General features: G+C 60.5%; 16 protein-coding genes. 6 read left to right on the top strand and 10 right to left on the bottom strand.

All coding sequences use genetic code 11. The annotated features are described in order from the left end of the window. Window position 1: 1 nt before the first annotated feature. Both KZO83_RS01130 and KZO83_RS01125 read right to left on the bottom strand, forming a co-directional pair. The gene (locus tag KZO83_RS01130; RefSeq protein ID WP_247619456.1) at window positions 2-1216 is read right to left on the bottom strand and encodes a hypothetical protein; all 1215 of its coding nucleotides are present in this window, start codon (window positions 1214-1216) and stop codon (window positions 2-4) included. 459 nt (window positions 1217-1675) lie between these two features. After that, on the bottom strand, window positions 1676-1879 hold the full coding sequence (locus KZO83_RS01125) for a cold-shock protein (RefSeq protein WP_040239198.1): 204 nt from the start codon (window positions 1877-1879) through the stop codon (window positions 1676-1678). Between the two features lie 255 nt (window positions 1880-2134). Here KZO83_RS01125 and KZO83_RS16445 point away from each other — a divergent pair, with 255 nt between their 5' ends. Continuing rightward, window positions 2135-2596 carry a LysR substrate-binding domain-containing protein gene (locus KZO83_RS16445; RefSeq protein WP_418904283.1) on the top strand — a complete coding sequence of 154 codons (462 nt, stop codon included), beginning with the start codon at window positions 2135-2137 and terminating at the stop codon, window positions 2594-2596. A gap of 541 nt (window positions 2597-3137) precedes the next feature. Continuing rightward, entirely contained in the window at window positions 3138-4823 is a 1686-nt protein-coding gene (locus tag KZO83_RS01120; protein ID WP_247619455.1) for an AIPR family protein, read from the top strand. Window positions 4824-4902: 79 nt separating this feature from the next. Here KZO83_RS01120 and guaA read toward each other — a convergent pair whose 3' ends face one another. The 5 genes from guaA to KZO83_RS01095 form a co-directional block, all read right to left on the bottom strand. Continuing rightward, complete coding sequence (gene guaA, locus KZO83_RS01115) at window positions 4903-6480, bottom strand: glutamine-hydrolyzing GMP synthase (RefSeq protein WP_247619454.1); 1578 nt, start codon at window positions 6478-6480, stop codon at window positions 4903-4905. 94 nt (window positions 6481-6574) lie between these two features. Next, window positions 6575-8044 (bottom strand): IMP dehydrogenase, encoded by a 1470-nt coding sequence (guaB, locus tag KZO83_RS01110; RefSeq protein WP_247619453.1) that lies wholly within the window; start codon window positions 8042-8044, stop codon window positions 6575-6577. A gap of 71 nt (window positions 8045-8115) precedes the next feature. Beyond that, on the bottom strand, window positions 8116-9207 hold the full coding sequence (locus KZO83_RS01105; protein WP_247619452.1) for an ABC transporter substrate-binding protein: 1092 nt from the start codon (window positions 9205-9207) through the stop codon (window positions 8116-8118). After that, on the bottom strand, window positions 9207-10610 hold the full coding sequence (locus KZO83_RS01100) for a sensor histidine kinase (protein WP_247619451.1): 1404 nt from the start codon (window positions 10608-10610) through the stop codon (window positions 9207-9209). Before KZO83_RS01100 ends, KZO83_RS01105 begins: the two co-directional genes overlap by 1 nt. Beyond that, window positions 10607-11275, bottom strand: a complete 669-nt coding sequence (locus tag KZO83_RS01095; protein WP_247619450.1) for a response regulator — start codon at window positions 11273-11275, stop codon at window positions 10607-10609. The genes KZO83_RS01100 and KZO83_RS01095 overlap by 4 nt, the downstream gene beginning before the upstream one ends. Before the next feature lie 149 nt (window positions 11276-11424). Here KZO83_RS01095 and KZO83_RS01090 point away from each other — a divergent pair, with 149 nt between their 5' ends. From KZO83_RS01090 to xseA, 4 genes are all read left to right on the top strand, one after another. Next, window positions 11425-12414 carry a Bug family tripartite tricarboxylate transporter substrate binding protein gene (locus KZO83_RS01090; RefSeq protein ID WP_247619449.1) on the top strand — a complete coding sequence of 330 codons (990 nt, stop codon included), beginning with the start codon at window positions 11425-11427 and terminating at the stop codon, window positions 12412-12414. After that, a complete protein-coding gene (locus KZO83_RS01085) occupies window positions 12411-12860 on the top strand; it encodes a tripartite tricarboxylate transporter TctB family protein (RefSeq protein WP_247619448.1) in 450 nt (149 codons plus the stop codon). Before KZO83_RS01090 ends, KZO83_RS01085 begins: the two co-directional genes overlap by 4 nt. Before the next feature lie 12 nt (window positions 12861-12872). Further along, the gene (locus KZO83_RS01080; RefSeq protein ID WP_247619447.1) at window positions 12873-14375 is read left to right on the top strand and encodes a tripartite tricarboxylate transporter permease; all 1503 of its coding nucleotides are present in this window, start codon (window positions 12873-12875) and stop codon (window positions 14373-14375) included. 133 nt (window positions 14376-14508) lie between these two features. Next, a complete protein-coding gene (gene xseA / locus KZO83_RS01075; protein WP_247619446.1) occupies window positions 14509-15855 on the top strand; it encodes an exodeoxyribonuclease VII large subunit in 1347 nt (448 codons plus the stop codon). 30 nt (window positions 15856-15885) lie between these two features. Here xseA and glrR read toward each other — a convergent pair whose 3' ends face one another. From glrR to KZO83_RS01060, 3 genes are read right to left on the bottom strand one after another with little or no spacing between them, the layout of a single operon-like run. Beyond that, complete coding sequence (glrR, locus tag KZO83_RS01070) at window positions 15886-17286, bottom strand: two-component system response regulator GlrR (protein WP_247619445.1); 1401 nt, start codon at window positions 17284-17286, stop codon at window positions 15886-15888. 28 nt (window positions 17287-17314) lie between these two features. Continuing rightward, complete coding sequence (locus KZO83_RS01065) at window positions 17315-17845, bottom strand: hypothetical protein (protein ID WP_075369507.1); 531 nt, start codon at window positions 17843-17845, stop codon at window positions 17315-17317. Then, window positions 17842-19398: a sensor histidine kinase gene (locus tag KZO83_RS01060; protein WP_247619444.1), complete on the bottom strand. Its 1557-nt coding sequence runs from the start codon at window positions 19396-19398 to the stop codon at window positions 17842-17844. Before KZO83_RS01060 ends, KZO83_RS01065 begins: the two co-directional genes overlap by 4 nt. Between the last annotated feature and the right edge of the window lie 170 nt (window positions 19399-19568).

Here is a 19568-nt window from a genome sequence, read left to right as displayed (position 1 = left end):
GTCAGCGCCTATTCGCTTCCTGGTTACGGCGTCGCTGCCGATAGCCGTAAGTGGCGTTTCTGACGGTTTCTTCATCTTCCAGTCCGGCCCCCAGGGCCCCAGCGATAGTGGCAACCGAAGTCGCGAGCCAGGCAAGAGAAGTGTAATCGAAAAGACTGACCGCGTGGCCGAGTTGCGCTTCCAGCATGTTGGCCGGAATGAAAACGAGGACCGTGAAACAGAAAAGGCCCAGCAGGATCACGTAATAGAATACGACCCCGGCACTTAGCGTCAGGACAGTGACCGTGTTATAGAGGCGAACCAGACGTGGTGATCGGGCGTTTTTTATCGATTCCCACAGCGTGTGGGCAATGATGATCCAGGCGATCATCGCCGCCATGGCCACTCCCATAAGCAGAACAAGGCGTGGCCGGCCATAATTGGCGCTGAGCTGCCAAAGGGTGGGAAACACCAGACCATAGGCGCCGGTCGCGAACGCGACGGCGATGACGCTCTTGAAAGCAGGAAAGATGGTCCAGGGGCGATTGGCGCGCACCATGCCGGCCAGGATGCGAAGCTTCCCGTTGATCCTTGAATCGGCTATGAAGCGTACGTCGAAGGAATCTCCCTTGCCCGGTAGCGCTATCCGCCGTATCGGGAACAGCTTCTCGTAGAGGTGCCTACCCAGTAGCTGCCGGGCACCTTTGCCACGCAGGCTCTCGTGGACTTTATCGGATTGCTGGGTACGCTGCTCTTGGCGAGCACGGTCCTCTTCCGAACTGCCATGGTGCAACTCGTTGACCAGTTGCAGAATCGCTTCGCTCAGGCGACGGCGTATCGCGGTAATGCCGAAGGCAGGCAATGAGACCATCGCAACGCCATGCACCGTGCTGGTTTCAGCGATCACGAAGCGCCCATGCATGTAGATCGGCAAATCGGTAATACAGATCGCGTAGTCCCACTGCCGATCCCGCTTGTACTCGAGAATACTTTCGATGATATCGGTGGAAGCCTCTGCAGCGCCGATCAACGGATCGACGATCAGTTGCACCTCCCAACTCAACTGGTCATCGACATAGTTGGCCAGAAGTTCGGGTAACTGATCGATTACCTGTTCGGCCATCTCAGCGGACATCTCCGGGGCGGGTACCAGGCCCACCACCTTTCGGCATGCGTTGACCGCCTGACTCCCTTCCGCTTCGGGTTCGATGTAGACATCGTTCTGGGCCTTGGACATAAGCGCTCCTCAACGACGTGCTAGCGCATTAGGGAGTGGGGCGCTGTAAAACCCACATTGGCATATCCAAGCTTAGATGAAGATCAGCTTAGCGCGACTCACGCTATAGTCATTAAAATAGATATGTCTCGGATTTTTGAATTCTGGTGGCCATGGCAAACTGCCTACCTTGACCGTTCTGCTACCCGTTTGCGCTCAGGGCCCGATGGCACCCAGTCATTCAAAAAAGCCCAAGGCACTTGAGTAATGGCGCTAGCCAGTATCAGCAGGGGCCTGGCGTCAGGGAAGAACGTTCATCATGTACGGTGGAAGGTGGGCGAGGCAGGTAGTGAATAGCGATGCTGGAAACTCAACATCAGGCGAAATCTCGCGTTTCTGGCACGCAGAAACACCAAAGCCCGCCGAAGCGGGCTTTGGTGCTCGAAGCCTTTCGGCTCGACAACGCAGGCTAACCCAGAGTTAGTCAGCCTTTACGTTTGAAGCCTGAAGGCCTTTCTTGCCCTGAGTCACGTCAAACGAAACTTGTTGACCGTCCTGCAGGGATTTAAAGCCTTCAGCTTGAATTTCGGAGAAATGGACGAACAGATCGTCACCACCTTCGGCGGGAGAAATGAAGCCAAAACCTTTTGCGTCGTTAAACCACTTAACTGTGCCAGTTGCCATTTTCGAATTCCTTAGCGCAAAAGCGCTTTTACTACAATTGCCGGGTACTACCCCAGATGAAGTGGGTAAAACAAGGGGATATAACCAGACTACCGAACGATTCGAGTACAACTGACATATGCGACTTGCTAACCAACGGGACACATCATTTCATGCTGGCTAGAGATCGTCAATGGGGTTTAGGGCCACCGGAAGCAGCGCTGAGGTTTGGCCGGGGGATTGGCCGGAGATCAAGGTAGAGCCGCTCTTTGGCGAGTGGGTAATTCCCGTAGCCAGCTCAACTGTAGTCGCACAAACGAGCTTGAATGCCCAAGATCCGTCACGGTGGCCTCGCCTCCCGACCCTGACGATCTCTGGTCGAGTTGGTTTGGAGACGAGGTAATGGGCGGGGCTATGCGATCAAGCATAGAGCTACACGACACCAGCTCGCTGACGGAAGCGGCGGTCAATGGTATGGGCGTGGTGCTCGGACGCTACACGCACGTAGCTCCCTGGCTGGAGCGAGGCGACTTGGTCACGCTCGCCAGTCAATGGATCAGAATGCCGAAGCGCCACTACCTGGTTCGTTCGCGACACCATCCTATGCATTCCTGCTTTCCGCATTTTCGCCGATGGCTGCATGACGAAGTCCAACGCGAACGGGCCAATGCGTCGGTTTCACACGGTAACCCTATCAAGCCACCAATCACGGAAGCCTCTTACATCTATAAAAGGTGAAGGCACACGGCTGCTACTTGGGTATCGTTTCTCTCGGCAGTGGCGTTTCAGTCGTACAGCCGCGCATATGCGAATAGATGTGATGGAGGTAGCGTCGGCTCTGCAGTGGATGTAGTGGACGCAACGGCGAATATCGGTTAGCTCGCGGCGATCATGGCGCCGGCTGCGGTCATCGACCCGAGAACCGGGTAGAGTAAAGGTTCGGCATGGTGGAGCTCCTAGCCGGAGTCGGAGCGAGCAGAGTAGTCGGGGGTTAAAGTGGGCGTAAAAAAGAACCTGTCGTTTGGCAGGTCGCTTTGAGTACAACTCATGGTGATGTTGAAATTCGCAAACAACCTAATAACTGACGCAATGCCTTGCTTTATTTAAATTGGTAACTTTCCCTTATTCTTGCGGGTTTAGGCTGCCATGAACGTATACCCTTCTGCTTACCACATTCCAAGATAAGATATAAGCAAGCTATAGACACCAACCAGGTATATACATACAATTACTATGTAAGGCAGAAAATCACACCACAGCCTTAACCAGGATACAAAATATGAATGTAGAAGAACTCAAGCATAATGTTTTCTCCAGCACCTTGGAACAGAATTATGCCGACCGAGCCCCTGACTTCGCTAAACGCTTCCTTAAATGGTTCCTTGAAAACATTTTAAGGCTCGACGAATTTGAAACAGATGATGCTTGCGTAGACGCAAAGCACGACAAAGGCGTAGATGCTATCTATGTCGATGACGTATCCGAAGTAGTTTCCATAATACAATCAAAAACCAAAACCAGTGATAAGGCGACGTTAGGTGACACGGAACTGAAGGATTTTTTTGGTACGCTTGCGCAATTCAAATCGAAAGAAAAAATAGAAAACTTGGCTGCTGAAACAAAAAATGAAAGACTTAAGCAGGCTATTACCCGAAACGGAGTTTCTGAGAAAATTGAAGCGGGGTACGAAGTAAAAGGAATATTCATAACCAATATTCAAGCAAACGCCGATGCACACAACTACTTACAAAAAATAGATAGCATCGAACTCTACGATGCTGTTGAAATATCTAGAGATTATGTCGACCTAGAGGTTGATGGCGGAATATCTCAAGAGTTCAGGTTTGATATATCTGATAGTGATGTCATTAAATACGATGCTGGAGGTGCCGCCACAAGAATCTTCCTCACACCAGCTTTGAATATTATCAAGATGGATGGTATTTCTGACGGCTCACTTTTTGACCAAAACGTGCGACTTTCCCTAGGAAACACTAAAGTTAACAAGAGCATCAAGTCCAGCATTAAGCAAAAGACAGAGCATGGGGATTTCCCCCTTTACCACAATGGAATAAACGTGCTTTGTCGAGAAATTCTTCATGAGGACGACCACTCTCTTTCCGTTCAAGATTACGTCGTTGTAAATGGTGCCCAAAGCCTCACATCTTTGCTCTCAGAAAAGTCAAAAATAACTGATGACCTAAAAATCCTAGTCAAGCTAATAGAGGTGAAGGGCGACACCTCACTATCTCAAAAGATTACTCGAAACAGCAACAACCAGAATGCAATTAAAGCGCGTGACATGAAGTCCAACCACAACATACAGGACCGCCTAAAGGTCGAAATTGACAAAATAAGCGAGGGGGAAATTGCTTATGAAATCAAGCAAGGAGAGAAAAACAAAGGCAAGGAAATAATCCCCAACGAGGCCGCCGGACTAGTATTGCTTGCTGCAGACTTGGAACAGCCTTGGAGCTGCCACCAGAAGTACAAAGTCATGGATGATTTACACTCTGATATCTTTGGAAGGCCTAATGTCACAGGATCAAGAGTTCTTGCATTATGGCGATGCTTTCAGTCAACACAAGAAGCTCTACCGGAGATAGAAGACAACTCCTTTGCAAATTACACGCTCACTAAATACTTTTTACTTTATTCAGTAATGAACATAATAAAGGACGACCCAACTGGGTCAAACGTTTTAAAATCAATCGATCAAGTAGCAAAAAACAAAAAATTTAATGATCTAGCCACCGGCTTTTCAAAACTAGCAGTAAGTGCAGCCATTGATCTCAATGCTGAGATAGATCCTGAGGATGAAGAGCATTTTGATTACAAAAACCTTCTCAAGAGCCAAAGGTGGTGCAAACACATGTCAGCAAAGTTAGTGGCTCAACATAAGAAAGATGTTCGCCGCAGCAAGGCCGACTCGGTAGAGGAAATTTTTGGAGGACTACTTACATAGGCTCTTAAAGGTAGCTTCGTCTAGCTAAGAAAAAGCCCGCCAATCGGCGGGCCTTTTCACTCAGTCAGGCGGCTAAACCTCACTCCCACTCGATCGTCGCGGGCGGCTTGCTGCTGACGTCGTACGTCACACGCGATACGCCGCTGATCTCGTTGATGATGCGGTTGGAGACCTTCTCCAGCAGCTCATACGGGAGGTGCGCCCATCTTGCGGTCATGAAGTCGATGGTTTCGACGGCGCGCAGGGCGATGACCCATTCGTAGCGGCGGCCGTCGCCGACGACGCCGACGGATTTCACCGGGAGGAAGACGGCGAAGGCCTGGCTGGTCTTGTGGTACCACTCAAAGTTGTGCAGTTCCTCGATGAAGATGGCGTCGGCTTCACGCAGGATGTCGGCGTATTCTTTCTTCACTTCGCCGAGGATGCGCACGCCGAGGCCCGGTCCCGGGAAGGGATGACGGTAGACCATGTCGTACGGCAGGCCGAGTTCGAGGCCGAGCTTGCGCACTTCGTCCTTGAACAGCTCACGCAGCGGTTCGACCAGCTTAAGCTTCATGGTCTCGGGCAGGCCGCCGACGTTGTGGTGCGACTTGATGACATGCGCCTTTCCGGTCTTGCTGGCGGCGGATTCGATCACGTCCGGGTAGATGGTGCCCTGGGCGAGGAAGTCGACACCGTCGATCTTGGCGGCTTCACGGTCGAAGACGTCGATGAAGGTGTTGCCGATGATCTTGCGCTTGGCCTCGGGGTCGTTTTCGCCTTCCAGCTTGGTGAGGAACTCGTCCTCGGCGTCGACACGCAGCACCCGCACGCCCATGTGGCTGGCGAAGGTTTCCATCACCTGGTCGCCTTCGTTCTTGCGCAGCAGGCCGTTGTCGACGAACACGCAGGTGAGCTGATCGCCGATGGCCTTGTGCAGCAGCGCGGCGACGACGGAGGAATCCACTCCGCCGGAGAGGCCCAGCAGCACGTGGCGGTCGCCGACCTGCTCGCGCACGCGCACGCAGAGGTCGTCGATGATCTGGGCCGGGGTCCACAGGCGCTCGGCCTGGCAGATATCCAGCACGAAGTGCTCGAGGATGCGCTGGCCTTGCTGGGTGTGGGTCACCTCGGGGTGGAACTGGACGCCGTAGAACTGCTTGTCTTCCCACGCCATGGCGGCGATCGGGCAGCTCGGGGTGGAGGCGGTGACGGTGAAAGTCTCCGGCACCTGGGCGACCTTGTCGCCATGACTCATCCAGACGTCGAGCAGCGCGCGCCCGGTGTCATGGTCGACATGGTCCTTGATGTCCGTGAGCAGGGCGTTGTCGGCGTCGATGCGCACCTGCGCATAGCCGAATTCCTGTTTCTGCGAGCCCTCGACCTTGCCGCCCAGCTGCTCGGCCATGGTCTGCATGCCATAGCAGATCCCCAGCACCGGCAGGCCCATCTCGAACACGCACTGAGGAGCGCGCGGCGAGGCCAGCTCGGTGACGGATTCCGGCCCGCCGGCGAGGATGATGCCGTTGGGCCGGTACTCGCGGATCTCTTCCTCGCTGATGTCGAAGGCGCGCACTTCGGAGTAGACGCCGATCTCGCGCACGCGGCGCGCGATGAGCTGGGTGTACTGGGAGCCGAAGTCGAGAATCAGGATCTTGTGGGCGTGAATGTCGGTCATCTGGCGTTCCTTTGAGAAGCAACAAGGGCCGAAAATGCGAAAGCTGGAAGCGGCGTGGCCACTTCCAGCTTCAAGCTTCCGGCATCAAGCTTGATTAGCCCGCCCGGTAGTTGGGGGCCTCTTTCGTGATCTGCACGTCATGCACGTGGGATTCGGCGAAGCCCGCGCCGGTGATCTTCACGAACTCCGGCTTGGTGCGCATCTCGTCGATATCGTGGCAGCCGGTGTAGCCCATGGAGGCGCGCAGGCCGCCCATCAGCTGATGGACGATGGCGCTCATCTGGCCCTTGTAGGGCACGCGGCCTTCGATGCCTTCCGGCACCAGCTTCTCGACGCCGGCGTTCTTGTCCTGGAAGTAGCGGTCGGACGAGCCTTGGGTCTGAGACATGGCGCCCATGGAGCCCATGCCGCGATAGGCCTTGTAGGTCCGGCCCTGGTAGAGCTCGATTTCGCCCGGCGCTTCCTCGGTGCCGGCCAGCAGGCCACCGATCATCACCGTGCTGGCGCCTGCGGCGATGGCCTTGGAAAGGTCGCCGGAGAAGCGAATGCCGCCATCGGCGACCAGCGGGATGTCGAACGGCTTGAGCGCGTCGGCCACATCAGAAACAGCGGAGATCTGCGGCACGCCGACACCGGCGACGATACGCGTGGTGCAGATCGAACCGGGGCCGATGCCGACCTTGACGCCGTCCGCACCGGCTTCGGCGAGTGCCTTGGCGGCGGCGGCGGTGGCGATGTTGCCGCCGATCACTTGCACCTGCGGATAATGCTCCTTGACCCAACGCACGCGCTCGATGACGCCCTGGGAATGGCCATGTGCGGTATCCACCACCACCACATCGACGCCCGCCTCGGCAAGCGCCGTGATGCGATCCGGCGTTTCCGGCCCGGTGCCCACTGCGGCGCCGGCAAGCAGGCGGCCGTCGCTGTCCTTGGCGGCGTGCGGATAGGTGCGCGCTTTCTCGATATCGCGAACGGTCACCAAGCCACGCAGGCGGAACTGATCGTCGACCACCAGGATCTTCTCGATGCGGTGTTCCTGCAGCTTGGTCTTGATGATGTCCAACGAGGTGCCTTCGGGCACGGTGACCAGCTTCTCGCGCGGCGTCATGATCTCCGCGACGCTATCGCCCTTGTCGGGGCGGAAGCGCATGTCGCGCCCGGTGACGATGCCCATGAGGGTGTCGCCCTCGACCACCGGAAACCCGGAGTAGCCGTACTCGTTGGCCATCTCGAGCAGATCGGCCAGCTTCGCCTTGGGGCTGACGGTCACCGGGTCCTTGACGATCACGCTCTCGTGCTTCTTCACCTTGCGCACTTCCGTCGCCTGCGCGGCGATGCTCATGCTCTTGTGAATGATCCCTATGCCGCCTTCCTGCGCCATGGCAATCGCCAGGCGGGCTTCGGTCACGGTATCCATCGCGGAGGAAAGCAGCGGGATGTTGAGGTAAAGGTCGCGAGTCAGGCGGGATCTAAGGCTGACGTCTTTGGGCAGGACGTCGGAATAGCCGGGGACGAGTAAAACATCATCGAACGTAAGAGCTTCTTGCGCTATACGTAGCATGTTGCGACACCTGTGGGGAAGCGGGTGCGGGGAAGATTAATCCGCCATTATAAACCTCTATCCCCGTCCTCTCAACGTTGAGGAGTTTTGTCAATGCGCGGTTCGGTGACGGCCGCGCTCGGGGCCGGTGCGGGGTGCGACAAGCGGCGGAATTCTCGCTGCCAGCGGTCCATGAACGCCGTGCGCCGCGAGGGGTCGACGAACGCGAGCAGCGAGGCATTCAGCGGGATGGGATACAGGCGCTCCCCGACTTGGTCACGCAGCCGCTGGGCGGTGTAGGGGCCCACGACATCCGAGCGCACGCTGAAAAGCGGTGTCTCGCCAGCGATGACGCGCTGCCCTTCGCGACCCAGCAGAAAGTCGAGAAACGCCCGGGCCGCCGCGGGGTGCGGGGCATCGCGATGAATGAACGCCATGCGCATCATCACCAGCGAATAATCCTGCGGCACTTGTACGATGACCTCGGGATGCGATTGCGCCCACACCATGGCGTACGAGCCCAGCAGGTTGTAGCCGAGCCAGTAGCGCCCTTCGCTGAGGCCCTCGAGCATGGACCGGGTGTTGGCCTCGAGGTTGGTGTCGGCCGCTCCCATTGCGGCCACCAGGTCCCAGAACCGGGTGGTATAGCGTGCGTCCTGCTGGAACAACGTATAGCCGATGCCGCTGCGCACGGGCGAATAGGTCGTCACCTTGTCGCGCAGCGTCTCGCGATGCTGCGTGAGTAACGTATGCATGTCGGCATGGGTCTTCGGCGGCATCATATGACGCGATAGATCCAACCGATACGCCATCACGATGGGCTCGAAGGTGAAGCCGAACACTTCGTCGCGCCACTTGGCCCACTCCGGCCACGCCTGTGCCGCCGGTGAGTCGAGACGCTGGGCATAGCCCTCATTCACGCGCGACATCTGCCAGGGCATGGCGGAACTGATGACGACATCGGGCGGATCGTCCGCATCAGCGACACGGGCGTCGACTTCGAGCGTCGAGCGATCGCGAAAGGTCAACTGGATGTGCGGATGGGCCGCCTCGAAGGCGTCCAACAGGGGGGCTGCGACCTCCCTGTCGAGCGCGGCCTCGACGATGAGCGGATTGTCGGCCCAGGCGAGGCTCGGCGCCAGGGCCCCCAAAAGCCAGACGAGCGCCACACGACGAATCGACATCACCTCTCCTCGTGTCGGGTGAGACAAGGAAACAACAGGCGGACCCTCAGCCCGCCCTTCTCCGCCGACTCGACCTGCATCCGCGCCTCGTGACGACGCACGATCGAGTCCACGATGGCCAGCCCCAGACCGGAGCCTTCGGTGTCCTGACGACCGCCGCGTTCGAAGGGGCGATGCAAGTGCTCTAGCGTCTCGGGCGACACACCAGGCCCATCATCCTCGATATATAACTCCAACGTCTGCGCATGACACACAGCCCCTAGAGTAATAACGCTACCGGGAGGCGTATAACGCAGGGCATTGTCGATCAGGTTGCCTAACAACTCGCGCAGAGCCCATGCCTCGCCTTGGATGTATTGCGGTGCTGCGGGAAGAGGCGCCAAACCGATGTCATGGGCTTGCGACACATCACGTTGCGCCCAGTCGAAAGTCGTTTCATGCAGCAGCGACATCGCGTCGATACGCGATGTCGCGCTTGCTTCCACTGCATGGCGTAGGCGTGCCAGGCTCAATAGCTGGCTGGCCAGACGGCTCGTACGTCCCGCACTGCCATGGACCTCGGTGAGCGCCTGACGCCAGGCATCGGGGCTATCGCTTTTCAAAGCCAACTCGCTCGTGGTCTGTAATCCTGCGAGTGGCGTCTTGAGTTGATGGCTGGCATCGGCGGTGAAACGTAACAGCGCTTCTCGGCCTTCACGCTGGCGCGTAAAGAGAGAGTCCAGGGTTTCTGCCATTTCACGCATTTCCTCGGGCACCCGGGCCTCCAGCGGGCGCATGTCGTCGGCATCGCGCTGGCGCAACTGGTGGCGCAGTCGGCGCATCGGCGCGAGAGCCACGCGCATCGCCAGCAGCATCAGGATGCCCGCCAGCAGCACCATGACCACGAAACGGGTGACCGCATGCTCGAAGAGCGCCTCGGTCAGGGCGTCGCGCCCCGACATTGTATGGCCGACCCAAATTTGCACCGGATCTTGCGTCTCCCAACCGGCGGAGTCGAGTTCCCGTCCATAAAGACGCCACTGGGTCCCATGGTACGAGTCATTCAGCCATGTCGGCTGTGAGGACACTCGTCGGCGCCAATCGGGAGAAATACCGAGATCCAAGTTACCCGACACCGTATGGCCATCGGCATCCAATACGGCATAGAACACGCGCTCCTGGTGGCGCGTCGCCAGGATCTGCAACGCCGCAGAGGGAATCTCCACCACCGGCTGGCCTTTTTCCCACTGTATAGCCTCGGCAATGGTCAAGGCGGCGGCTTCGAGCTGGCTGTCATAGGCGCGCTCGGCGGCGCGTTGCGCACTGAAATAGGCCTCGACCAGCAGCAACACGCCGAGCGCGCTGACGGTCACGACCAGCCAGACAGCCAATCGGGATTTCAGCGTGCCTTCAACCTCGATCACGATGCTTCTTCCTCGAGCCGATAGCCCAGGCCGCGAAACGTACGAATGCGCAGTCCGCTGCCGTCGAGCCGTTTGCGCAAGCGGCTGATGTATACCTCCAGCGCGTTGGAGCCGACATCGCCGAACCCGAAGAGGCGATTCTCCAGGGTCTCGCGCGGCGTGATGCTGCCGGCGTGCAGCAGCAGACTCTCCAGCAGACGCAGCTCGCGGCGCGGCAGATCGAGCACCGTCTCGTTGAGCGTGGCGACGCCCGAGCCGGCGTCGAAGGCCAGCGGCCCGAACGTCAGGCGATTGTCGACGCGCTGCTGGCTGCGGCGCAGCAAGGCACGCACGCGGGCTTCCAGTTCGGCGAGCGAGAACGGCTTGGCGAGGTAATCGTCGGCGCCGAGATCCAGCCCTTCCACGCGCGCCTCGATGCCGTCACGGGCCGTCAGGATCAGCACCGGCGTGGTATCGCCGCGCTGGCGCAGTTCCGCCAGCAGCGTCAGGCCGTTGCCGTCGGGCAGCCCCAGGTCGAGCAACACTAGATCGAACTGCCCGCTCTGCAGGGCCTCGCGTGCCTGCGCGTAATGCGTGAACACATCGACGGTGTTGCCCAGCGGGGTGAGCGCTTGCTCCAGCGAGCGCGCGATCAGGGGATCATCTTCGATGACGAGCAGGCGCATACGACCAATGTCTCATGTAGGCGAACGTACGATGACAGGTTGATGAAAGGTTACCTCCCTAGCATCGATACCCGTCATCCATGGCGATGACATCAGAACCATTCTCGTTATTCCTAATGCAGTGCAAAACAAGAGAACAGGAGTTCGCCATGAAGATCAACAAAGGGCTTTCCATGTACGCCGGCATGCTGGCGCTGGCGGGTGGTCTGTTGGCCGCCGGCAACGTCCAGGCACAGTCCGAGGCCACAGAGTGCATCGCACCCGCAAAACCGGGCGGCGGCTACGACCTCACCTGCCGCCTAGCCGCCAACGGCCTGGAAAAGACCGGCATGATCGACAAGCCCATGGCCGTGAGTTACATGCCGGGCGGCATCGGCGCCGTGGCCTACAACCACGTCAACGGCGTGCGTGACGACGACCCCAACCTCATCGTCGCCGCCAGCACCGGCGCGGCCGTGAACCTGGCACTGGGCAAGTTCGGCCAATACGACGCCGACGACGTACGCTGGCTGGGCGCCCTAGGCGTCGACTACGGCGCCATCGTGGTCAACGCCGACGCGCCCTGGCAGTCGCTCGACGAGTTGATGGAAGACCTCAAGGCCAACCCGGGCGACATCGCCTTCGGGGCGGGCGGCACCGTGGGCAGCCAGGACTGGATGAAGGCCGCGCTCACCGCCAAGGCCGCCGATCTGTCGCCGCGCAAGCTCAAGTACGTCTCTTTCGAGGGCGGCGGCGAGGCCCTGGCGGCGCTGCTGGGCAACCACATCCAGGTCTTCACGGGCGATCTCTCCGAGCTCAAGTCGCAGCTGGAAAGCGGCAAGATCCGCGTGCTGGCCTCGCTGTCCGAAGAGCGCATGGGCGGCCCTTACGCCGACATCCCCACCGCGGCGGAGCAAGGCTATGACGTGCAATGGCCCATCTGGCGCGGCTATTACATGGGGCCCAACGTCAGTGACGCGGCCTACCAGAAGTGGGTGGACCGCATGTCCCAACTCGCCCAGTCCAAGAAATTCGCCGAACTGCGCAAGGACCGAGGCCTCTTCCCGATGTCGCGCTTCGGTCCCGAGTTCAATGACTACGTGCTGGAGCAGGTCGACCAGTTCGAATCCTTGGCCAAAGAAGTAGGGCTGAAGCAATGAGACTCGCCGCCGACCGGTTGTTGGGCATTGTCCTGATCGGTCTGGCGGCGTTCGTCGCCGTCCAGGCCATGCAACTGGAAGTGCCCTTCAGCTACGACCCCGTGGGCCCCCGCGCCTTTCCGCTCGGCCTTGCCATCCTGCTGGCGGCGCTGGCCAGCGTGTTGATCGTGAAACCCGGCACCAACGAGGCGTGGCCCGGTCGCCAGCTCAGCGTGAAGTTGCTGCTGGTGCTCGTCACGCTCCTGATCTATGCCCTGCTGTTCACCAATCTCGGCTTCATCATCACCTCGCTGTTAGCAGTCGCCAGCCTGTCTCGCATCTTTGGCGCGTCATGGGGCAAGGCACTGCTGACCGGTGGACTCATGGCCGTCGTCAGCTATTTCCTTTTTGCGCATGCATTGGGGATCTCGCTACCCAGCGGTTACTGGATCGAGCCCTTGCTATAACGGAGCGCCCTCATGTTCGATTTCCTGATTCATGGCTTCGACGTCGCGCTGAGCCCGCTGAACCTCGGTTTGGCGTTGCTCGGCGCGCTTCTCGGCACGCTCTTCGGAGCGCTGCCCGGCATCGGTCCGATCAACGGGATCGCGATTCTGATGCCGCTGGCCTATACGCTCGGTCTACCCGCCGAGTCGGCGTTGATCCTGCTCGCCGCCATCTACACGGGGGCCGAGTACGGCGGACGCATGTCGAGTATCCTGCTCAACGTACCCGGCGATGCCGGGGCCGTGATGACCACGCTCGACGGCCACCCGCTGGCCAAGAAAGGGCTGGCCGGACCGGCGCTCGGCCTGTCGGCGGTCAGTTCGTTCGTCGGCGCGACCATCGCCATCATCGGGCTGACGCTGTTCGCGCCGCTACTGGCGGAAGTGGCGGTGATGTTCGGGCCCGCCGAGTTCTTCGCGCTGATGGTGTTCGCCTTCGCCTCCATGTCCGTGATGATGGGCAAGGATCCCGTCAAGACCGCCATCGGCGCCGTGCTGGGGGTCTTGATCGGCACCGTGGGCGTCGATTCGAGCACCGGCGTGCTGCGCTATACCTTCGGCCTGCCCGAGCTGTACGACGGTATCGATTTCGTCGTCATGATCATCGGCTTGTTCGCGATCAGCGAAATACTCCTGATGCTGGAACATGCCAATCGCAAGGACGGCAACGACGGCCTCCCGCCGCTTGGGCGCGTCTTCATCAGCCTCAAGGAAGTGATGGCCTGCAAGTGGACGATGGGCCGCTCGGGCCTGATCGGTTTTATCATTGGTATCTTGCCTGGCACCGGCGCCTCGGTGGCCGGCGCGGTCGCTTATACCACGGAGAAACGTCTGAGCGACAAGGACAATTCGTTCGGGACGGGCAACATGCGCGGCCTGGCGGCACCGGAAGCGGCCAACAACGCTTCGGCGGCGGGCTCGTTCGTGCCCATGCTGACGCTGGGCATTCCCGGCTCCGGCACGACGGCCGTGCTACTCGGCGCGTTGATGCTCTACAACATCACCCCCGGCCCCATGATGTTCAGTGAACGCCCGGAAGTCGCCGGCGGCCTGATCGCCTCGCTGTATATCGGCAATATCGTCTTGCTGGCACTCAACCTGCCGCTGGCCGGCGTCTTCGCCCGCGTGCTGACGATCCCGCGCTGGGTGCTGGTGCCGGGCATCGCGATTCTGGCCTTCGTAGGCGTTTTCCAGCTCCACTCCAACCTCGCGGCCATCTACCTGATGCTCATCATCGGCGTGTTCGGCTACCTGCTGCGCAAGCTGGGCTTCTCGCTGGCCCCCGTCATCCTGGGCTACGTCCTCGGCGGGCTAATGGAGCAGAACCTGCGGCGTGCACTGTCCATCAGCGGCGGCGACCTCGGCATCCTGTGGCAATCCGGCATTTCGCTGGGGCTGTGGATCGCCGCGCTCGCCCTGCTGCTTCTGCCCTGGCTGCTGCCCAAGCTGTGGCAGGCCAAGACCAGCAAGGCCTGAAACGGCAAGAGCTGAATCGACTGGCCCCGTGCCGCCCATCAGGCGCACGGGGCCGGGATCAGGCCGCTTTCGGGTGTCTCCCCTCGCAATGCTAGACTGAGCGCTTCGCCATGATCGGAGCGCTTTCGTCGCCATGTCCGCCCCCACCCCCACCGCCCTCAGCGTCAGTGAACTCAACCGCCAGGCCCGTCTGATGCTGGAGCGTGGCTTCGGCGAGTGTTGGGTGGAAGGCGAGATTTCGGGGGTGGCGCGGCCGGCGTCGGGGCATATCTACTTCACGCTCAAGGACGACCGCGCCCAGTTGCGCTGCGCGTTCTTCCGCAACCGGGCGCGCTTGATGCGTGCGCCGCTCAAGGATGGCGACCGGCTGCGGGTACGCGGGCGCGTGTCGGTGTTCGAGCCGCGTGGCGACTACCAGTTGATCGTCGAAGCGGTGCAGGCATCTGGGGAAGGCGAGCTGCTGGCGGCGTTCGAGCGGCTCAAGGCGAAGCTTTCCGCCGAGGGCGTCTTCGTCAATGCGCGGCCGTTGCCCTGCCCGCCGCGCCATCTGGCCATCATCACCTCGCCCACCGGGGCGGCGATTCGTGACGTACTGGCGGTGCTGCGTCGCCGTTGGCCGGCGCTGGAGGTAACGATCCTGCCGGTGCCGGTCCAGGGACGTGAGGCGTCGCCGGCGATCATCCGCGCCATCGCCCAGGCCAATCAGCGCGCCCAATCGCCGGACGACACTGTCGATGCTCTGCTCGTCACGCGCGGCGGCGGCAGTCTGGAGGATCTGTGGGCGTTCAACGACGAACACCTGGCGCGGGCGATTCATCATTCTCGCCTGCCGGTGATGTCGGCGGTGGGCCATGAAGTGGATGTCACGCTGGCGGATTTCGCCGCCGATGAGCGTGCGCCCACGCCGTCCGCCGCCGCCGAGCACCTAGTCCCTGACTGGCACGAGCAGCAGGCGCAGCTACAAACCGCCGAACGCGGCCTGACACGCGCCATGCAGGCACGCCTGGAGCGCGACGGCCAGCGCCTCGATCATGCTCGGGCGCGATTGCGGCATCCCGGCGAGCGTCTGGCCGAACAGCGCCGGCGCCTGGAAAGTTGGGAAACGCGTTTGAAGCTTGCCATGCAGCGACGCCTCGACCGCGAGCGTCAGCATCACGAAGCGCTGACACGCCGCGTAGAACGCCAGGACCCGCGCCTTGCCATCGAGACGTATAGGCAACGTCTGACGACGCTAGAACGTCAGTTGCATGCCGCCCTGCCGCGCCGCCTCGATCAGTCCCAGGAGCGCCTCGAAGCCCTGGCGCGCGAGCTCAACGCGGTCAGCCCGCTGGCGGTGTTGGGACGCGGCTACGCGATCCTCGAGGACGACGATCGCCATATCGTGCGCCACGCCCACGATACCCAGCCCGGCCAGACCCTCACCGCGCGACTCGGCGAGGGGCGGTTGAAGCTGGAGGTAAAGCGGCGCTTCAAGCGTTAGGCGCTGTCTGAAAACTGTCTCTGCACGAATTCAGCGCTGCACGCGGCGCGGCTGGGCGTCGTCGTTCTGCGCCGACTGCGGTTGGGTGCTGGGTTTGAAGCTGCTCGGTTCCAGGTCGTGGCGAGCCAGCAGCTTGTAAAAGTCGGTGCGGTTGCGCCCGGCGATGCGCGCGGCCTGGGTGACGTTGCCCTCGGTGATCTTGAGCACCTTGACGAGATAGCTGCGTTCAAAGCCCGCGCGCGCCTCGTTGAATGACGGCAAGGCGTTTTCTTCGGCCGCCAGCGCCTGCGCCACCAGTGCTTCGGGGATGATCGGCGAGCTGGTCAGCGCCACGCACTGCTCGACGACGTTGACCAGCTGGCGCACGTTGCCCGGCCAGGCGCTGGAGGCCAGCAGGTTGAGCGCTTCCGACGAGAAGCCTTTGACGAAGGGCTTGTGGCGCTCGGCGGCTTGCCCCACCAGGTACTTGGCGAGCAACGGCACGTCCTCGGCGCGTTCCTTGAGTGCCGGCAGCTTGAGGTTGACGACGTTGAGGCGGTAGTAAAGGTCCTCGCGGAAGTCGCCCTCGTGCATGGCGCGGTCGAGATCGCGGTGCGTGGCGGAGATGATGCGCACGTCGATGGGCACCGAGGTGGTCGAGCCCAGCGGGCGAATCTGACGTTCCTGCAGCGCGCGCAACAATTTGACCTGCAGCGTCAGCGGCATGTCGCCGATCTCGTCGAGGAACAGGCTGCCCCCATTGGCGGCGAGAAACAGCCCTTCGTGCTGGCTGACCGCACCGGTGAAGGCCCCCTTGGCGTGCCCGAAAAGCTCGCTTTCCAGCAGTTGCTCGGGCAGTGCGCCGCAGTTGATCGCCACGAACGGCTTGTCGGCGCGCCCACTCGCCTGGTGGATGGCATTGGCGAGCAACTCCTTGCCGGAGCCGGAAGCCCCGGTGATCAGCACGCTGACATCGGACGCCGCCACCATACGCGCCTGCTCGAGAATACGCTCCATCTGGGGGCTACGGGTGATGATCTCGGCACGCCAGGCATCGTCACCGGCGCCATGCGTGCTCGCCGTCTGCGATAGCGCCTCCTCGATGGCGGCGAACAGCTCGTCGCGGTCCACCGGCTTGGTAAGGAAGCTGAACACCCCTTGGCGCGTGGCGCTCACCGCATCGGGAATCGAGCCATGCGCGGTCAGAATGATCACCGGCATGCCCGGCGCACGACGCTGCAATTCGTGAAACAGCGCCATGCCGTCCATTTCATCCATGCGCAAGTCGGAAAGCACCAGATCAGGGCGGTCCTCGTTGAGACACTCCAACGCCTGCCGCCCACTTTCGGCAGTCGTCACGCGGTAGCCTCGGCTTTCCAGGCGCATGCCCAAAAGCTTGAGGAGGCTGGGGTCGTCATCGACCAGCAGAATATGGGCGGCGGCGTGCTTCACGAATCTCTCCTTGGTAACCGTCGCGCTGTCATGGCGATTGCTCATGGCGCGAGTTGATACTCTGTTCGATGGCCGTCAGGGCGTCGAGTTTCTCGGCGAGGTCATCGCGCTCGCGTCCCAACGCTTGGCGGCGCGATTCGCTCTTGGCGAGATCGCTGGCCAAATCGCGGCGGGCCTCGAGCTCATTGAGCCATTGCCGTAACAGAGGCTGTAAACGGCTCGGTGCCGCTGAGATATCGGCCTTGTAAAGCTCGGATGCCTGCTCCCAACCATCGCGTTCGCCCCATGCCAGCACCGCGGCGCGTGCCAGCTTGAGATGCGGCATGTCACCCTGGAGGCGCGTCAGCATGGTGTCGCGCCACTCGCTATCACCGCGTTGCGAGGCGAGCCCGAAGGCGATCCAGTCATCCACCAGGCAGACATTGTCGGCCAGCTTGGGAATGTCGTCATTACAGGAAGTGACCGGGGCTGCCGGAGCGGACGTCTCTTGTGTCATCCACTGGCACCCGGTCAGCAGTGAGCCAGCGCACAGCGTCACTAGCAGCATCCGGATGTTCATGCGTTCGAATTCCTTGCGTTTAGCGCCGGCGGCGGCGTGGCCGGCGTCGTTATGGAAGCGTCGTCGCCATCGGCTCCTTCCTCCGGCGACGTCACCTCGGGCAGTGTCAGTCGGAAGCAGACCGGGAAAGTGTCATCTTCGACCAACTCCAAGCGTCCATTTTGAACCTTGGCGCAATCGGCAGCTACCGACAAGCCGATGCCGGACCCCTTGAGGGCACCCTGACGTCGCATGCGCCCTTGATAGAATGCTTCGAAGAGGCGCGCACGGTCGCTGTCGTCGATAGGCTCACCGGTGTTGGCGACTTCGACCACCAGCCATGACGCATGTTGCCGAACACGTAGCGCCAGTTGGCCGCCATTCTCACCGTAGGCGATGGCATTGGAAATCAGATTGTCGAGAACGCTGGCGGTACGTTCGCGATCGGCCTGCCAGGGCAAAGGCGTGTGTCGAGGCCAGTCGACATCCATGCCCTTCTTGTCGAGCGCCAAACGATGTTTGGCGAGCACTTCCTGGATCACCGTGACCAAGTCGAAACGTGTCACCTTGAGCCCTCGGCTGTGCTGCAACAGATTATAGTCGAGCAGTTGCTCGATCAGGGCCTGGAGTTCCTGACCACTGACATCGATCAAGCCCACGATTTCCCGCTGACGTTCGCTGAGTTCACCGACCACACCATCGGAAAGCAGCGCGGTGCCCTCGCGCACGCTGGCCAATGGGGTTTTCAGCTCGTGGGACATATGGCGCAAAAACTGTTGCTTCTGTGCCTCGAGTTCGGTGAGGCGTCCGGACAACCAAGTCAGCCGCTCGCCCAGGCTGACCAGCTCCGCCGGCCCCTGTATATGCTGCGACGAGGCCGGCTCCATGCCACTGCCCAGACTGAAGATGCGCCGCTCGAGCTGGCGGATGGGGCGGATGATCAGCCACGTGAAAATCAGCATCAGCCCCAGGCTGACCGAGACCAGCGCAGCGGTCTGCATCCATAACTGCCCACGCACGGTGCTGGCACGCTCGCGGATGTTTTCGATACGCTCATCGATCAGTTGGTTGGTAGCCTGGCGAACGTTGTCGGTGCGCTGGGAGAAGTCGCCGAACGCCGCCAACTGCTCGCGGAACTCGTCGATTGGCTTGTCCGGCAACGCCTTGAGCTCGCTCACTTGCTCACGCAGGCGCGGGATATCGGGATCGTCAGGCAGCAAGGGGGCATGCTCGTCGAGCAGTTCCGCGTAGCGTTGGGCTTTCTCGGTATAGATGCTGAGCAATCCTTCCTGCTCCAGCACCGCGTATTGACGCGCACTGCGCTCCATTTCCAGTGCCAGGTTACTCAGCGTGCGGGCGCGGCGGGTCTGTTCCACCGCTTGGCGCGCGCTGACATCGGCCAGCGACGAGAGTTCGGAGAGTGCCTGGCTGGCCTGAAACATGAGCACAGCGATTGGCAGCATCACCATCACAAAGGCGAGCATTACCAACTGCAGTAACGAACGAGGACGCCAGCGGCGAGAGACCTGAGTGGTCATGAGCGCGATTCTATGCAGAAAGAGAGTGGATGCCATGTCATCTTATCCGCATAGGATAACAGAGTTGCGTTCGCATGCCGGTTTTCGCATCGCCGCACCGATCGAAAGCGAGGAGTAAGTCCCACTCAGCCATGAATACCCGACGCACCCGCTAGACACACCGCAGCGGCCCATAAGACGCGCAAAAAAATGGGCCGGAAGTCCGG

This window comes from Chromohalobacter moromii (assembly GCF_023091865.1).
GTDB lineage: Bacteria > Pseudomonadota > Gammaproteobacteria > Pseudomonadales > Halomonadaceae > Chromohalobacter > Chromohalobacter moromii.
The sequence above is the reverse complement of the archived record's forward strand: the minus strand, read 5'-3'. Positions and strand labels throughout refer to the sequence as shown.

Excerpts from the sequence above, each read along its gene's own strand:
- guaA (WP_247619454.1), bottom strand. The coding sequence starts at position 6,480 with ATGACCGACATTCACGCCCACAAGATCCTGATTCTCGACTTCGGCTCC.
- KZO83_RS01095 (WP_247619450.1), bottom strand. The coding sequence starts at position 11,275 with ATGCGCCTGCTCGTCATCGAAGATGATCCCCTGATCGCGCGCTCGCTG.
- KZO83_RS01120 (WP_247619455.1), top strand. The coding sequence starts at position 3,138 with ATGAATGTAGAAGAACTCAAGCATAATGTTTTCTCCAGCACCTTGGAA.
- KZO83_RS01060 (WP_247619444.1), bottom strand. The coding sequence starts at position 19,398 with ATGGCATCCACTCTCTTTCTGCATAGAATCGCGCTCATGACCACTCAG.
- KZO83_RS01090 (WP_247619449.1), top strand. The coding sequence starts at position 11,425 with ATGAAGATCAACAAAGGGCTTTCCATGTACGCCGGCATGCTGGCGCTG.
- KZO83_RS01065 (WP_075369507.1), bottom strand. The coding sequence starts at position 17,845 with ATGAACATCCGGATGCTGCTAGTGACGCTGTGCGCTGGCTCACTGCTG.
- KZO83_RS01085 (WP_247619448.1), top strand. The coding sequence starts at position 12,411 with ATGAGACTCGCCGCCGACCGGTTGTTGGGCATTGTCCTGATCGGTCTG.
- guaB (WP_247619453.1), bottom strand. The coding sequence starts at position 8,044 with ATGCTACGTATAGCGCAAGAAGCTCTTACGTTCGATGATGTTTTACTC.
- KZO83_RS01105 (WP_247619452.1), bottom strand. The coding sequence starts at position 9,207 with ATGTCGATTCGTCGTGTGGCGCTCGTCTGGCTTTTGGGGGCCCTGGCG.
- KZO83_RS01130 (WP_247619456.1), bottom strand. The coding sequence starts at position 1,216 with ATGTCCAAGGCCCAGAACGATGTCTACATCGAACCCGAAGCGGAAGGG.
- KZO83_RS01125 (WP_040239198.1), bottom strand. The coding sequence starts at position 1,879 with ATGGCAACTGGCACAGTTAAGTGGTTTAACGACGCAAAAGGTTTTGGC.
- KZO83_RS01080 (WP_247619447.1), top strand. The coding sequence starts at position 12,873 with ATGTTCGATTTCCTGATTCATGGCTTCGACGTCGCGCTGAGCCCGCTG.
- xseA (WP_247619446.1), top strand. The coding sequence starts at position 14,509 with ATGTCCGCCCCCACCCCCACCGCCCTCAGCGTCAGTGAACTCAACCGC.